General features: G+C 33.3%; 13 protein-coding genes. 3 read left to right on the top strand and 10 right to left on the bottom strand.

The window, feature by feature from the left end; all coding sequences use genetic code 11:
- Positions 1-8: 8 nt before the first annotated feature.
- Positions 9-2237, top strand: coding sequence for a glycoside hydrolase family 3 N-terminal domain-containing protein (locus V6624_RS07000; RefSeq protein ID WP_338841389.1), 2229 nt, complete (start codon positions 9-11; stop codon positions 2235-2237).
- A gap of 42 nt (positions 2238-2279) precedes the next feature.
- Here the strand turns inward: V6624_RS07000 and V6624_RS06995 are convergent, their stop codons facing one another.
- Both V6624_RS06995 and V6624_RS06990 read right to left on the bottom strand, forming a co-directional pair.
- Entirely contained in the window at positions 2280-4301 is a 2022-nt protein-coding gene (locus V6624_RS06995; RefSeq protein WP_338841388.1) for a hypothetical protein, read from the bottom strand.
- A gap of 151 nt (positions 4302-4452) precedes the next feature.
- Complete coding sequence (locus tag V6624_RS06990) at positions 4453-4710, bottom strand: hypothetical protein (protein WP_111288115.1); 258 nt, start codon at positions 4708-4710, stop codon at positions 4453-4455.
- Positions 4711-4998: 288 nt separating this feature from the next.
- Here V6624_RS06990 and V6624_RS06985 point away from each other — a divergent pair, with 288 nt between their 5' ends.
- Positions 4999-5754, top strand: a complete 756-nt coding sequence (locus tag V6624_RS06985) for an NUDIX hydrolase (protein ID WP_338841386.1) — start codon at positions 4999-5001, stop codon at positions 5752-5754.
- A gap of 25 nt (positions 5755-5779) precedes the next feature.
- The gene (locus V6624_RS06980) at positions 5780-6100 is read left to right on the top strand and encodes an MmcQ/YjbR family DNA-binding protein (protein WP_338841385.1); all 321 of its coding nucleotides are present in this window, start codon (positions 5780-5782) and stop codon (positions 6098-6100) included.
- A 5-nt stretch (positions 6101-6105) separates the two neighbouring features.
- Here V6624_RS06980 and V6624_RS06975 read toward each other — a convergent pair whose 3' ends face one another.
- The 8 genes from V6624_RS06975 to V6624_RS06940 all read right to left on the bottom strand — a co-directional run bounded on the left by V6624_RS06975 (position 6106) and on the right by V6624_RS06940 (position 13324).
- Positions 6106-6714, bottom strand: coding sequence for an alpha-ketoglutarate-dependent dioxygenase AlkB family protein (locus tag V6624_RS06975; RefSeq protein ID WP_095927994.1), 609 nt, complete (start codon positions 6712-6714; stop codon positions 6106-6108).
- On the bottom strand, positions 6701-6946 hold the full coding sequence (locus V6624_RS06970) for an Ada metal-binding domain-containing protein (RefSeq protein WP_338841383.1): 246 nt from the start codon (positions 6944-6946) through the stop codon (positions 6701-6703). The genes V6624_RS06975 and V6624_RS06970 overlap by 14 nt, the downstream gene beginning before the upstream one ends.
- Positions 6947-7090: 144 nt before the next feature.
- Positions 7091-7804 (bottom strand): 2OG-Fe(II) oxygenase, encoded by a 714-nt coding sequence (locus V6624_RS06965; RefSeq protein ID WP_338841381.1) that lies wholly within the window; start codon positions 7802-7804, stop codon positions 7091-7093.
- A 149-nt stretch (positions 7805-7953) separates the two neighbouring features.
- Positions 7954-8796 carry a bifunctional helix-turn-helix domain-containing protein/methylated-DNA--[protein]-cysteine S-methyltransferase gene (locus V6624_RS06960; RefSeq protein WP_111288103.1) on the bottom strand — a complete coding sequence of 281 codons (843 nt, stop codon included), beginning with the start codon at positions 8794-8796 and terminating at the stop codon, positions 7954-7956.
- Between the two features lie 148 nt (positions 8797-8944).
- Entirely contained in the window at positions 8945-9277 is a 333-nt protein-coding gene (locus V6624_RS06955) for a DMT family transporter (RefSeq protein ID WP_111288101.1), read from the bottom strand.
- Positions 9278-9318: 41 nt separating this feature from the next.
- The gene (locus V6624_RS06950) at positions 9319-10398 is read right to left on the bottom strand and encodes a WG repeat-containing protein (RefSeq protein ID WP_338841379.1); all 1080 of its coding nucleotides are present in this window, start codon (positions 10396-10398) and stop codon (positions 9319-9321) included.
- A gap of 11 nt (positions 10399-10409) precedes the next feature.
- Positions 10410-10694 carry a hypothetical protein gene (locus tag V6624_RS06945; RefSeq protein ID WP_338841377.1) on the bottom strand — a complete coding sequence of 95 codons (285 nt, stop codon included), beginning with the start codon at positions 10692-10694 and terminating at the stop codon, positions 10410-10412.
- Positions 10695-11005: 311 nt separating this feature from the next.
- Positions 11006-13324: a patatin-like phospholipase family protein gene (locus V6624_RS06940; protein ID WP_338841376.1), complete on the bottom strand. Its 2319-nt coding sequence runs from the start codon at positions 13322-13324 to the stop codon at positions 11006-11008.
- Between the last annotated feature and the right edge of the window lie 181 nt (positions 13325-13505).

Raw genomic sequence — 13505 nt, 5'->3', positions numbered from 1 at the left:
TTAAACTTATGAAAAAAGTAACCACAATTACACTACTGTTGGTTTCGCTCTTTGCATCGGCGCAACAGCAGACAATAGATCAGAAAGTCAATGATCTGTTGAAAAAAATGACAATTGAAGAAAAGATCGGTCAGTTAAATCAATATACTGGCGATAATCAAGCAACTGGTCCAATTACTATAAACCCAAATAAACAAGCTGAAATAAAAGCAGGTTTAATTGGTTCGATGCTAAATGTTATTGGAACAAAATATACTAGAGGATATCAAGAATTGGCGATGCAGTCAAGACTTAAAATTCCGTTGTTATTTGGTCAAGACGTTATTCATGGTTACAAAACGACTTTTCCGCTACCGTTAGCAGAAGCAGCGAGCTGGGATTTAGAAGCAATAGAATTAGCAGCAAGAGTTGCAGCTACTGAAGCTTCGGCAAGCGGTATTCACTGGACATTTGCACCAATGGTTGATATTGGTCGCGATCCACGTTGGGGTCGTGTAATGGAAGGAGCAGGAGAAGATACTTATTTAGGTTCTAAAATTGCTTATGCGAGAGTAAAAGGTTTTCAAGGAAATAAATTGGGCGATTTAAACTCAGTTATGGCCTGCGTAAAACACTTTGCAGCTTACGGAGCTGGAGTTGGAGGAAGAGATTATAACTCTGTAGATATGAGCGAAAGAATGCTTTTGGAAACGTATTTGCCTCCATTTAAAGCAGCTTTAGATGCTGGTGCAGCGACATTCATGAACTCGTTCAATGATATTAACGGAATTCCAGCAACTGGAAATGCACATTTACAAAGAGATATCTTAAAAGGAAGATGGAACTTTCAAGGTTTTGTAGTTTCAGACTGGGGATCAATTGGAGAAATGGTGGCTCATGGTTATTCTAAAGATCTTAAAGAAGCGGCATATTCAGCAATTACTGCAGGAAGTGATATGGATATGGAAAGTAATGCATACCGCAAGAATTTAGCAGAGTTAGTAAAAGAAGGCAGAGTTTCTATAGATTTAGTTGATGACGCCGTTAGACGTATTCTTCGCAAGAAATTCGAATTAGGATTATTTGATGATCCTTACAGATATTCGGATGAAAAGCGTGCTGAAAAAGCATTAAGCAATCCAGAGCACAGAAAAGCAGCACTTGAAGTGGCACAAAAAAGTATCGTTTTATTAAAGAACGAAAACCAAACTTTACCAATTTCAAAAAGCGTGAAAACGATTGCTTTTATTGGTCCAATGGTAAAAGAATACAAAGAAAACATGGGATTCTGGTCTGTTGAACTTCCAGAAGTTGATTACAATAAATGGATTGTTTCACAATGGGACGGTTTACAAAATAAAGTGGGTAAAAACACTAAATTATTGTATGCAAAAGGATGTGAAATAGAAGGAACAAATAAAGATGGTTTTGCAGAAGCAGTTGCAACAGCAAATCAAGCAGACGTTGTTATTTTGAGTATTGGAGAAAGACGCGATATGAGCGGTGAAGCAAAAAGCCGTAGTGATCTTCATTTGCCAGGTGTTCAGGAAGACTTAGTAAAAGCAATTCAAGCGACAGGAAAACCAGTTGTAGTTTTAATTAATGCAGGAAGACCTCTTGTTTTCAATTGGACAGCAGACAATGTTCCAGCAATTTTATACACTTGGTGGTTAGGAACTGAAGCTGGAAATGCAATTGCAAATGTATTATTTGGAGATTACAATCCGTCTGGAAAATTACCAATGACTTTCCCAAGAGAAGTAGGACAAATTCCAATTTATTACAATCACTTTAGCACAGGAAGACCGGCTAAAGATGAAAACGCAACAAACTATGTTTCGGCTTATATCGACTTGAAAAACTCTCCTAAATTTCCTTTTGGATACGGATTAAGTTATACCACTTTTGATTATTCAGGTTTGAAATTATCTTCAACAAAAATAAAAAGCAACGAAACCATTAAAGTTTCTTTCCAATTAAAAAATACTGGAAAAGTAGCTGGAGATGAAGTAGTTCAGTTGTATTTGAAAGATAAATTAGGATCTGTTGTAAGACCAGTTTTAGAATTAAGAGATTTCCAAAAAGTGAAATTAAACGCAGGAGAATCTAAAACAATAGAATTTACAATTGACAAAGAGAAACTTTCTTTCTACAATAATAAATTAGAATGGGGTGCTGAGCCAGGAGATTTCGAAGTAATGATCGGAACTTCATCAGCAGATATAAAATTAAGATCTGATTTTGAATTAGTGAATTAAATAAAAAGCGGGATTTTAAATCCCGCTTTTTTTATGTCAATTTTATTTAAGACGTTTCTTAAAACTGTATTTCAGCATATTCAATAAACCTTCTTCGATAATGTCAATTCCTACTCCATAATTACTGTCGGCAATTTCATGATGTGCGTTTCTAAAATCTTCAAAATCTTCACTTGGAATTTCTAAGTTGATCAACGGTTTATAATCGACATATATAGAAGCTCCATTTTTGGTTACTTTTTTACGGCTTGTAAAATCAAAATAAGGATTCGTAATAGTACTTTCTTGAATTGTATATTTCTCTTGAGTATCTATTTTTTGATCTGTCGATAAGTTGATTTCGTATTTTTCGTTATCAAAATTATGCCAGAAAGAAAGGTCAGTGTGCATAAAGTCACGTGCAGCGTTTTTAACTACATTTCGATCAAAATACATTAAAAAACGGTTCTTTTCAGCATCAGTAAAGTATGGATTTTCAATTGAAGTGTTGTACATAATCGTAAACTCATTCAGCTTTTTATCATCGCTTACAATTTCAATAGACGCATCTTTAAAAATAGTTCTAATATCGGTTCCGTTTCTATCATTTGAATAATTTAAGGTATAAAACAAGAAATTATTCCAGCTGTCAATGATTTCCCTTTTGTTCGTATTTTTGAAATACTTGCGCATATAATTAGCACGATTTCCTTTGTAAGTAGAAACCAATTTTAGCTGACCCGAATTATTTTGAGCGCTAAAATCTACTTTTTCATTTATACCATAGTAAGGAAATTTATAAGGCTTTTTAATCTGTAATTCCTGATTTGGTTTTACTTCCAGATAATGCATAAAATAAATGTAACCACGGTTTTCTAGTAACCCAAATTCATCTCTTGAAGTAGCATCAACAAAATAGGTTTCATCTTTGTAATTGATTTTTACAATAACGTGATTAAAAGTCAATAACGACGGAAGGTAATATTTAATATAATGATCTGAATTGAAGTTAACCAAAACTACAGAAGAATCAACATTAATATAATCCAAAACAACTTTTAGCAAAACTGATTTTGCTTTACAGTCTCCCTGTTTATTTTCATAAGTTACCGATGGTTCTTGTGGCTTGTGGCCATTCATTTCATCAGCATTGTAAATATAGTAAACATGATTCTGCACGTAATCAATTGCAAATTGTAATTTTTCGTCTTGATCTGCAATTGCATCCAACTTTTCTACAAGTTTTGGAGCAAATTCGGTTAAAGAAGATTTGCTGTATATTTCTTCGTAAAGCGGAGAAATATAATTAGATAAATCAATCCAGTTCCGATCTGTTGCAAAATCAATATAAGGAGCAATTTCTCTGTTTATATCAAAAGAGTTAATGTAATTTTCTTTTTCAATTACAAATCGTTCCCCTTTTTTCAAGAAATTCAATTCTGGTTCTAGAACATTTCCTTCTTCATTTCTAAAAAATGTCTTTTTGTATACAATCGCTTCTTTTCTATCGTTGATAAAAGAAAACTTGTAATTTCCATAAGCCCAGTAAGTACTTGGTGTTACGTATACATACTTAAGAAACTCTTTTCGCATAAAATCACGATCAGTAAAAACCTTTGTACGCGAATCTTCTGTAATTAAAACATCATAAAGGCGTAAATCCTTAATGGTGATATTTACTTTTTTATTGCTGCTTAAAATACCGCCTTCACTCTGATTTTCGCTATCTAAAACCTTTATTTTAGTATCTGGAATTTTATCAATCAAAACGCCGTCTCTCAAAACACTGATTCTATGTATAACATAAGTTTCATTTTCTTCTACAACAACATCTCTTACTGAGGCACTTTCAAGATTTGCAGGTTCGTTTAGAGTATAAGCAACACAAGCATATTCGCTGTTTTCAGTATCGCTTGTGTAGTAGATTTTATCCAAAAAGTAACAAAAATCGCGTCCTTCATCAACCTGCTTATTTGAAAAATCCGATTCTTTTATGTATTCAATAAGTTGATCATCATTAATTGTAGGGGCCCAGTTTTCTGGTTTCTGAATTTTGTAACTTTCTGATTCAATGATATTTTCCATGATTATTTTTATAGGGGTATATTCTTACTTTCAAAACAGCTAAAATAACTAATAAATAACCATTTTCTTTCATGCGAGTGTAAAATTTATAATAAAAAAACCTCACCGAAGTGAGGCAGGCATTATAAATTACTAAAAATGTGTAAGGTATTTATTTTAAAACAGTATTTACAAAATCCATAGCTCCAATTCCTTTGTATGAAGCATACAATGCTTTTTCAAAAGCTTCTTGTTTTGCCTTTTTGTTTTTTACATCGGTATCAACAATCATTTCATTGAAAATTCTTTCTTGTTCTTCGCTATATTTTAAAGAAGCTTCTAGAAGATAAGTTTTAGAAACAAACCCGAATGAAGACCAGATTTTGGTTCTAATTTTTTTGTTGATACTTTTTAACGGATTGGCATTCATAACTTCTGGGTTTAACTTTCAATACTTATTTTGAAGAAAAAACAAGATTTACAGCAATGTTTTTTCTGGATTTCGATTAGAATTTAACAATCTGAATCGTTAATGTGTTATTATGACGCAATGTAATTATTTTTTTTAAATTTGAACTTTAAATTTAAGTTAAAATTGTGATTTACACACTTTTGTTTTCAATGAAAATTTGATTCCTATTTTTTGAAAAATGTTTCAGATTTGTAAAAATGAAGTAAATTGCAGAGTTATTAAAAGAAAGTATTTATACCGTATTCGATGTTAAAAGACATTATAGATAATAACGAAAATTACCAGCCTGGACTTTCTATAGACTGCGTCATTTTTGGCTTTCATGATAATCAGCTCAAAGTTTTATTGATCAAAGTGGAACGTGCCAATAAATGGTCCTTACCCGGCGGATTTATTCCTGTAGATCAAGATATAGATACAGCCGCGATTACGGTATTGAATAGCAGAACTGGCGTTGATGGAGTCTTTTTAAGACAATTTGCCACCTTTGGAAAAGTAGATCGTAACAAACAGCATTTTGATAAAAAGATATTGGAATACCTTAAAATTGAAGAAGAAAAAGGAAAATGGCTTATGCGCCGTTTTGTAACGATTGGGTATTATGCTTTGGTGGATTTTTCAAAAATTCTTCCAAATCCAATAGGCAGATATGAAATAGTAGAATGGATTGATCATAAAGAAGTGCCAGAACTTATTTTAGATCACAGAGAAATTTTGGATAAAGCATTAGATACTTTAAGAACCGAACTGAATTTAATGCCAATAGGTTACAATTTATTACCAGAGAAATTTACAATTCCGGAATTACAGAAATTATACGAAACGATTTTGGACAAAAAATTAGACCGTAGAAACTTTTTACGTAAAATCACTAATATCGGAATTCTTACCAAGCTTGACGAAAAGAAAAGCAACGTAGCGCACAAAGCTCCTAATTTGTATTCTTTTGATAAAGAAAAATATGATGAGGTACTCAAAAACGGACTGAATCAAGGTTGGTAAAAAGTAATCTTTAAAAATGATGATTATGGTTTCAATTGAAGAATTTAGAAAATTAGCAATGTCATTTCCAGATGCAACCGAAGAACCTCATTTTGAGAAAACTTCCTTTCGAATCAAAAAGAAAATTTTTGCCACTTTTGACGAAAAAAATAATCGCGCCGTTATAAAATTAAACGAAATAGATCAATCCGTTTTTTGTTCGTCAAGCGAAAAGATTTTCTATGAAGTTCCAAATAAATGGGGAAAACAAGGCTGGACAATTGTTGAACTTTCAAGAGCAAGACCCGAAATGTTTGAAGACGCTTTAATACGCTCGTATGAAAATGTCGCAGCCAAAAAGAAGTAAAATTATTATCTCACAATAGTTCTAAAAGTCAAATTTACTCGAGGTTTTTGAGTTGTTTTTGTTGGAGGTAATCGATGTAGCCAATGCGTTTGTGTTTCATCTTTCATAACCAATAAACTTCCATGTTCCAAAATCAGGGAAACGGTTTCTTTAGATTCTTTATGTTTGAAGGCAAATTTGCGTTCGGCACCAAAACTTACCGATCCAATTGCTCCATTCTTTTTCAAATCTTTCTCTGCATCGCTATGCCACGCCATTCCTTCTTCGCCAGTATGATATAAATTCAAGAGACAAGAATTGAAAGTTTCTCCCGTTTTTTCTTCAATGATTTTCTTTAATTTTAAAAGTTCAGGAGTCCAAGGCAACGCTTTTTTGGTTGTATTCGAATACGTATATTCAAATTCTTGATCGCCGTACCAAGCAACTTTTCGTTTGGTTAAAATTAATTTCCCGAAGATCACTGCTTCGTCATTTTTCCATTCAATTGTATTTAATAAGACATCGCGATAGAAATCGGCTTCTTGTCTGGAGAAGCATTTTCCATAATAATTCACCGTTCCATCTTTCGGAAGCAGATTTGTAGTTTCGTCAGTTTGAGGATTAAATAAGTCCATTTTTCCATTTTTGATATTCCGATTTCATACAATGTCCACAAGGCCTGAAACCATTTTGTTTGGCGTCATTTTCAGATAAAAAGAAAACCCGATTTTCTTTTTTCATTCTTTTTCCCGAAGAGCATTTGAGCGTTCCGTAGATTTTTAATTTTTGGTTGCCACCGAAACAAATTTCGCCTTTTTTAATTTTAATGCGAAGATCTGAATCTGAAATTTTAGTATGTTTTACCATTTATTTTTATAGATATTTTATTCTGTAGAGACCCACTGCAGTGCGTCTAAAGTTTGCAGTTTTTCCGCCACGAATTCACGAATTATTTTTAAAATCTATGCGGATAGAATTAGTTTAATTCGTGAATTCGTGGCGAAAAAAAAATCACGAAAGGGCATCATGAAAAATAATTCCTAACGTATATCTTTCGCCAGATTGAACTTCGCTTACACCATGTTTCATATTCACACGATAATAGCCTTTTGTACCTTTTACTGGTCTAAAATTGGTTGTAAAAACTAGAATATCTCCCTTTTTGGGTTTCAAAACAATGGCTTTCGATTGTGCTCTGGGAGTTTGTTGAGTCAACACAAATTCACCGCCAGTAAAATCTTCATCGGGTTCATTTAGAAAAAGCACAATTTGAATAGGAAAATATACATCTCCATATAAATCCTGATGTAAAGTGTTGAATCCGCTTTTTCCATATTTTAAAATTAAAACCGTCGCTTTCAATTGATTATTATCGTGACATTTTTTCAATAATTCTTCGTGTTTGTTTGGGAAAATGGTATTGATGTTCAACGCTTTCATCCAAGAATTAGCAATCGGAGCCAGTTTTGGATAAATTGAAGTTCGAATATTTTGGATTAAATCGGGCAACGGATAATTGAAATATTTGTATTCGCCTAAACCAAATCGATAACGTTCCATAACCACTGTTTTTCGATATAAATTCGGATTGTGGTAATCAAATTTTAAATCTTCGCATTGTTCGTTATTTAAGATATTTGGAATGATAGCAAAGCCATTTTCGTGCATAGATTCAGTGATGCTTTCCCAGTTTTGAGAAGCAATTTTGGATTGTATATTTTGCATAAAGAAGTTTTAGATTGAGGTTTTTTCCGCCACGAATTCACGAATTTTCTTTTTAAATACTTTATCTAATATTATTCGAATTAATTCGAATAAATAATCGCAAAGATTTTAAAAAGAAAATTCGTGAATTCGTGGCGGGAAAAAGATGATTATGGATTTATTTGCGCGCCTTCCCAGCCGATAATGGCAGTTTTTCGGGTGTTTCCCCACATATAGCCGCCAAAAGTTCCCGAAGATTGAATCACGCGATGACACGGAATTAAAAATGCAACAGGATTACTTCCAATTGCTGTTCCAACCGCTCGCGATGCATTTGGATTCTGAATTTGATGCGCAATAGTTCCGTAAGTAGAAAGCTGTCCCATTGGGATTTTTAGTAAAGTTTCCCAAACTTTTAATTGAAAATCGGTTCCTTTTAAATGCAGTTTGATTTCAGATAATTTGCTCCAATCGTTTTGAAAAATAAACAATGCATTTTGCTGGGATAAATCCAGTTTTTTCGAAAATTGAGCATTCGGAAATTTATCTTTCAACGCAATAAATCCAGTGATTTCATCTTCGGCGAAAGCCATAAAACAAACGCCTTTTTGAGTAGACGCAACAATAATATTCCCAAATGGACTTTCGGCAAAACTGTAATTGATCTCAAGATTTTTTCCTCCATTTTTATATTCGGCAGGTGTCATTCCTTCGATATTTACAAATAAATCATGAAGTCGGCTAGTTCCTGAAAGTCCAGTCTCAAAAGCAGTTTCAGAAATTGTTGCCTGATTTTCTTTAAGTAGCTTTTTAGCGTGTTCTATACTTGTATATTGTAAAAACTTCTTCGGACTCGTTCCTGCCCATTCACTAAAAAGTCTTTGAAAGTGAAACGGACTCAAATGTACTTTTTCTGCAACTTCGTCCAGATTGGGCTGATCTTTAAAATTAGCTTTGATATAATCTATAGCTTCAGCGATACGATTATAATTTATGGTTTCCTGTGTGTTCATCTTCTTTCCATTTTATAATACAAATATCGATTGGTTTCTAAAGTTATAAAATCCGAAACTTGCGGAAATGCTTTTTAGTTGTTTTAGTTTCAAGTTTCAGGTTTCACGTTCCAGCATAACTTGAAACTTGAAACCTGAAACTTCAATTCTAATGCGCCACAGTCTTAGAAAAAACATTAATCACAATTACGCCAATTACAATTAACGCAAGACCAATAATTGCTGGTAAATCTGGAATTTCTTTGAAGAAAATAGCGCCAATAATGGTGATTAAAACAATGCCGACTCCAGACCAAATTGCATAAGCAAAACCAACAGGAATGGTTCTAATGGCAAAACTCAAACAATAAAATGCACCGCAATAGCCAATAATAGTAATAATACTTGGAAGCAATTTGGTGAATTCTTCAGACTTTTTTAATGCTGAAGTTGCAATGATTTCGAATATTATAGCGAGAAATAAAAATAGAAAATTTTTCATAGTTTACTTTTTTACAAGGTTAGACTTTAAAGCGGAAAGAATTATTTAAGATTATCTGTTCTAGAAGAAACACTAATCAATTGATATCCGTTTTCAGTTCTTAGAAACTCGAAATGATCCTGTCCGCGATCGGTTTGTTTTTTTGGATTGATAACAATATCCATTGTTGGGTAAATCCAGTCTTTAGATTCATTACAATTGTTGAAATAAATGTCGTATTCGTTCGATTCAAAAATAAATTGATTTAATCCGTTAGAAGAAATAAAATAATCTGTTTTTGGATTTTTGAGTTCCTGAAGTTTTAACTTTAGATAAGTATAATTCTGATTGATAAATTTAGTTTTAGGCGCGTTGATCCAGCCGTCTGGTTCTTTCCAATAAGTAATTTTTTCGAAAGCGTGTTTCTCTAAATTGGCTTTAGATAAATCTTTAAGCAATGTATTTTCTAGCCAATATTTAAACTCTTTATCAAAATTTATGAAAGAATAATATTGTCCATCAACTCCAAGAAAACTGTCTCTAGTTGGATCTTTGCTAGGTTCTTTTGACTTCTCTAAAGAATAAAAATTTAAATCATCATTATAGGTGAAATTTTCAATCAGGACTTTGTTGTCGATATCGATTAAAAACTCTTTTCCTCCGTTCCAGAAAAAGTGTTCTCCATCTTGTTGTTTTTTGGCGTCTTTCAAAACCGTAATCATTCCGTTTCTTACTTTGGTTAAGGCGCTGTATTCTGCTGGAATTGCAATTTTTCCTTCGGCATTAAATACTCCCATTTTATCAGTTTTACGATCTGTAAATCTTATAAAACCTTCGTTTTCGCAGTCTGGTCCATTATCAAATACATATAAGCTATCTCGCCCAACAATCTTTCCTTGTTTGGTTAAATAATAGTTTTTCCAATTGCCGTTTTCTTCTTCAGTAACGGCAATTATATTTTCAAATTTTCGGGCAATGGTAAAACCATTAAACTTGGGTTTTATTTTTATTACTCCGTTTTTGTCTTTAAACCCAGTTAATGTAGTATCCTTATTGGGAAATGCAGTCCAGATGTCATTGCTTTGGGCGAATACCGAACAAGTAAAAAGGGCGAATATAAAAAAAGGAATAATCTTTTTCATGCGAAGTGAATTTATCTAAGATGAGCTTCTGCTTCGTTGTTTTTTGATTCTTCAAAACAATCAGAACATAGCATTTTGAAATCGGCGAGAGATTGAAAAGTTTCTGTCCATTCTTCTCCATTATCCAAAAGATATTGCTCGCAGGAACCGCACCAAGCAATTTGCGGAAGATCTTCTTCGGCTTCTGAATAGAAAAATCCAACTTGTTTTTTTGAATCTATTGCAGTTGCGATATGAATGCAAGTAAAAGACATTTCTTTTGAACCGTGAATGTCACAGGAGATTTTTTCGATCATTTTTTGAATTTAAAAGGCTTTAAGTTCAAATTTAAAGTTATAAACTAAAAAAACTGTAAATGTCTTGTTAATTTAAATAGTTCTTGGTTTACGTGAGCGTGAGGGATAGAAGCAGGCTACCGAAGTAGCGCGGATAGCCCGACAGCATCCCGATAAGAGGGCGAATAAGCAGAAAGTATTTTTGCCCTCTTATTGGGATGGTGGCACGCCCAGATTATTTTTTTGTTTCAAGTTTCAGGCTTTAGTTTGTTTAAAAACTATGAGCCAAATTGAAACTTTAAATCTGAAACTAGAATATTAAGTTCTTTCTTTTAAGGATTAAGGGATAATCCAACGCTAAAAAAGAATCGCACTTTGTCGATGTTGTTTATCCATGAAGTATCAAAATGAATTGGGCCTAAAATGGATTCATAAGAAACTGCTGCGCCTCCAGATATTACAAGGCTAGGTTCAATGTTGTCATCCCAATTGCCTTTTGGATTAAATGCATGGTCTATGTAATTGTTAAAAGTATCAAAGCCTACGGTTGCAATATTAAAATGAGGTGTGAGATAAATTTTTCCAATTAGATTTATTTGAGAACCAAGTTTTAGTCCCATATATTGCGTAACATTAAGTTCGTCTTCGTGCAAGCCCGGCAACTGAAAACGGTTACTTCCGGAGCTTGGAATTATTCCGCCTAAGAAATATTTTGAAGCATAACCAAATTCTGAAAACGGAATTTGATTTTCTTTGAGTTTATCCTGAAAAATAAAATAAGAATCAAACCCGATGATTCCAGTAATTTTCTTTTTTAACAGTGCTCTTTTTTCAAATGTAAAGCCAAATTTAGTGTAATTATTTGTTGAACCAGAAATGGCTGTTAAATTTGGGTCGGAGAAAGAGGCGTTAACATCAGCAAGGAATGATCGGGCTAGATTTGATTTTATAATTGTTCCGCTTGTTGCAAAATACACTTTATCCATATCATTATAGGAATAATGCATGTTGAATTCGATGTTATTAAAATTGTAATCGGTTATTGAAATGGAATTCGGATTGTATTCTCGATCATATTTTGGTTTTAAATTGGTATAATGATAGTTTAGGCCAAAACCAAAATAGCTTTTCAGAGAGTTTAAATTTCTGTTTATTTCATTGTTGAATTCAAAAGCATTATAAAGTATGTTATCTGAAGCTTTGCCATTGATGTAGATTTCTTGTCTTAGAAAAGCACCATAGGCTTCAGTCATCCACCACCATTCTCTGTGTCCTCCAAAATTTTTCTGGTAATTGATTCTGGCTTTAGGCTGTTCAGCAATATCGGCGGTTATTAAAAGGCGGGAAGCATCTGCTAAGACGTTTCTTCCGGTATAATTAAAAATGATTCCAACACCTCTGTAAGTATCATAATGAATAGAGGTGTTCAATTGATTTTTAGCACGTTCAAATCCAAACAAGGTAATCCCGAGTTTGTCTTCGTCTTTTATGAAATAACTGTATGTTATCTCTTCAAAAAGATTAGTGCCCATAGCTCTGTTAAGTCCTGCAATTAAATCTTTTGTGGTATATTTTACATGTGTTTTAAGATTTGCTCTTCCAATTACCAAAGGAAGGTTTTCTGGACTTATTTTTTTATAAACGATAGTATCAAGAACAAATTCTTTGGGCATATCGGGCAATTTGTGTGTTCGCTGCGGAAATGCTTTTAGCTTTTCGGATAGCGCAATTAAAGCTGGAAGATTTTGATTTGTTGCTATTTTTCCGTCTTTGTAGATTTCGTTACTATCGGCAAAATCAGCTGTTGAGAAACGGAGATTGGGCAGATGATCAACTAATATGGTGCACAAATCACGATTTGCGGGATTTTTAATGTTGCTAGGAAACATGCTGGTTTGCATTAATACGGTCATAATATTATTCAGCTTATCTACGGGTTCCATTCCGCCACCCACGTCACTACCAATAATAATGTCAGCGCCCATTTGTTTGGCAACATCAGTCGGGAAATTATTTAATACTCCGCCATCTACCAATATTGATTTTTCATAAGGCATTGGTTTGAAAATGGCAGGCAACGACATACTAGCTCTCATGGCATAAGCCAAACTACCTTTGCTTAAAATAACTTCTTTCCCTTCAGCGAGATCAGTGGCCATTGCTCTAAAAGGTATCGGGAGACTGTCAAAATCTTTAACGTTATACACAGGAAAGGTTAATTCAGAAAGGTATTCTCTTAGATTTTGATCATTTAAAAGAGAGCCAATGTTATTGAGTTTTCCATCTTTAATACCAATTCCGACTAGATATCTTTGAAATTCTCTTTTTTCTTCGGCACTTACAGCTCGCAACGATTGGCCTCCGCCAAGAAGTTTGTCCCAATTAATATTTTTGGTCATTATTTCGATACTATCTCCAGAATAGCCCATGGCATATAAACCTCCAATGATGCTCCCCATACTATTTCCAACAATAAGATCGGGGACGATGTGTAAAGAATCGAGTTTTTGCAAAAGCGGAATGTGTGCAATTCCTTTTGCTCCCCCGCCGCTTAAAACTAATACGACTTTAGGTTTTTTTTCCTGAGAAAAAATAAGCTGTGGAAGACACAATAAAAAAAAGAAGACGAGTAAATAAGATGTTTTTTTCAAGTGCGTACTATTTAAGTATTTGAGAAATAGGTTCTTATTCTGGTTATTAAAAGTAAGCAGATATTTATAAACGTACAATTTTTTGATAGAAATGTTTTACCTGAAATATAAAAACAGAAAACCCGACAGGTTTTAAAAACCTGTCGGGTTTGAATGTATAATTGTAGAAATTTATTTCCCA

Origin of the sequence: Flavobacterium ginsenosidimutans, assembly GCF_037478105.1 — a bacterium.
GTDB classification, from domain to species: Bacteria; Bacteroidota; Bacteroidia; order Flavobacteriales; family Flavobacteriaceae; genus Flavobacterium; species Flavobacterium ginsenosidimutans.
This window is presented reverse-complemented; position numbering and strand designations above follow the sequence as displayed.

Excerpts from the sequence above, each read along its gene's own strand:
- V6624_RS07000 (WP_338841389.1), top strand. The coding sequence starts at position 9 with ATGAAAAAAGTAACCACAATTACACTACTGTTGGTTTCGCTCTTTGCA.
- V6624_RS06995 (WP_338841388.1), bottom strand. The coding sequence starts at position 4,301 with ATGGAAAATATCATTGAATCAGAAAGTTACAAAATTCAGAAACCAGAA.
- V6624_RS06990 (WP_111288115.1), bottom strand. The coding sequence starts at position 4,710 with ATGAATGCCAATCCGTTAAAAAGTATCAACAAAAAAATTAGAACCAAA.
- V6624_RS06985 (WP_338841386.1), top strand. The coding sequence starts at position 4,999 with ATGTTAAAAGACATTATAGATAATAACGAAAATTACCAGCCTGGACTT.
- V6624_RS06980 (WP_338841385.1), top strand. The coding sequence starts at position 5,780 with ATGGTTTCAATTGAAGAATTTAGAAAATTAGCAATGTCATTTCCAGAT.
- V6624_RS06975 (WP_095927994.1), bottom strand. The coding sequence starts at position 6,714 with ATGGACTTATTTAATCCTCAAACTGACGAAACTACAAATCTGCTTCCG.
- V6624_RS06970 (WP_338841383.1), bottom strand. The coding sequence starts at position 6,946 with ATGGTAAAACATACTAAAATTTCAGATTCAGATCTTCGCATTAAAATT.
- V6624_RS06965 (WP_338841381.1), bottom strand. The coding sequence starts at position 7,804 with ATGCAAAATATACAATCCAAAATTGCTTCTCAAAACTGGGAAAGCATC.
- V6624_RS06960 (WP_111288103.1), bottom strand. The coding sequence starts at position 8,796 with ATGAACACACAGGAAACCATAAATTATAATCGTATCGCTGAAGCTATA.
- V6624_RS06955 (WP_111288101.1), bottom strand. The coding sequence starts at position 9,277 with ATGAAAAATTTTCTATTTTTATTTCTCGCTATAATATTCGAAATCATT.
- V6624_RS06950 (WP_338841379.1), bottom strand. The coding sequence starts at position 10,398 with ATGAAAAAGATTATTCCTTTTTTTATATTCGCCCTTTTTACTTGTTCG.
- V6624_RS06945 (WP_338841377.1), bottom strand. The coding sequence starts at position 10,694 with ATGATCGAAAAAATCTCCTGTGACATTCACGGTTCAAAAGAAATGTCT.